This window comes from Streptomyces sp. NPDC050856 (genome assembly GCF_040653855.1).
GTDB lineage: Bacteria > Actinomycetota > Actinomycetes > Streptomycetales > Streptomycetaceae > Streptomyces.
Genome location: NZ_JBFAGV010000040.1, coordinates 47,671 through 49,227 on the forward strand (window position 1 = coordinate 47,671; position 1,557 = coordinate 49,227).

2 protein-coding genes are annotated in these 1,557 nt (G+C 67.3%); both read left to right on the top strand.

The annotated features are described in order from the left end of the window. Positions 1–654, top strand: a 654-nt coding sequence (locus tag AB0H53_RS26555) for a hypothetical protein (RefSeq protein ID WP_362118319.1), incomplete at its 5' end; no start/stop codon positions are given. 258 nt (positions 655–912) lie between these two features. Then, complete coding sequence (locus tag AB0H53_RS26560; RefSeq protein ID WP_362118331.1) at positions 913–1,467, top strand: class F sortase; 555 nt, start codon at positions 913–915, stop codon at positions 1,465–1,467. Positions 1,468–1,557: the final 90 nt, after the last annotated feature.

Consider the following 1,557-nt stretch of genomic DNA (forward strand, 5'->3'; position numbering starts at 1 on the left):
GGGTCGAAGAAGGACGACGGGTCCAAGAGGGACCACGAGTCGAAGGACCACGAGTCGAAGAAGGACGGGTACGACAAGCCGCGTGGTGGTGTGCACACCGGCGGTGGTCTGCTGGCCACGACCACGGGTGACGACCACGGCAAGGACGACGGGTCCAAGAAGGACGACGGGTCCAAGAGGGACCACGAGTCGAAGGACCACGAGTCGAAGAAGGACGGGTACGACAAGCCGCGTGGTGGTGTGCACGCCGGCGGTGGTCTGCTGGCCTCGACCACGGGTGACGACTACAACAAGGACGACGGGTCGAAGAAGGACGACGGGTCCAAGAGGGACCACGAGTCGAAGGACCACGAGTCGAAGAAGGACGGGTACGACAAGCCGCGTGGTGGTGTGCACACCGGCGGTGGTCTGCTGGCCACGACCACGGGTGACGACTACAACAAGGACGACGGGTCCAAGAAGGACCACGAGTCGAAGAAGGACCACGAGAAGAAGGACGGGTACGACAAGCCCCGCGGCGGCATGCACACCGGCGGCGGGGGCCTTGCCTCCTCCGGTTCGATGGCGGCTGGCGGACTGGTGCTCGCGGGTGGCCTGGGAGCCGGCGCCTACATGCTCCGGCGCCGGAGCGCGAGCGGCGGTGACGCGGCCTGAAGGTCGTCATAGCTGCAGGTGAGGATGTGGGACTGCGGTTGCCCTCGCACCCGGGCGTCGCAGTCCCACGCTCGCGACATGGAACGGCTCAAGCCTGGGATCGTGTGCCGAAGAAGGTGGCTTGTGGTGATGGAGATCCGTCCGGCGTCCGTACGAGAATCATCGCGGGGCGCACGTCTGTCCCGTTGCGTCGTGCCGATGCTGCTGTGGTCGCTGGCGCTGATGGTGGTCGTGCTCAGCTGGGCCGAACCTGTGAGCATGCCGTCCACCGCCGCACCGAGCCGCCAGGTGGCGGCGCCTGCCCAGCCGCCGCCGCCCAGAGCGAGTCCCGGGACACAGGCGCAGCTGTCGATGCCCCGGTCGGCACCGACACGGCTACGGATCCCCGAGATCGGCGTGGACGCACCCTTCGTCGACCTGTCCATCGGTCCGTCCGGGCGGCTGGAAGCACCACCGTCCGACGATGTGAACCTGGTGGGCTGGTTCGCCGGCGGCGTCTCCCCCGGCCAGCGCGGCACCGCTGTCGTCGCCGGCCACCTCGACACCAAGACCTCCCCGGCTGTTTTCGCCCGGCTCAGCACAGTGGAACCAGGCAACCGGGTCCACATCAGCCGCCGGGACGGCACCACCGCGACCTTTGTCGTCGACACCATCGAGAACTTCCCGCAGGACGACTTCCCCGACGCCCGCGTCTACGCCGACACCGCCGACCCCCAGCTACGGCTGATCACCTGTGGCGGGAGTTACGACCACGAGAAGAAGCTGTACACCGAGAACACCGTCGTCTTCGCCCACCTTGTCACCGTCACCTAGGCAGTTTCGTTTGGATCAGTCGGTCGTTGGTCCGGGTGTGCCGTTGACTGATGCGCAGTGGGCGCGGATCGAGCCGTTGCTCCCGGACCG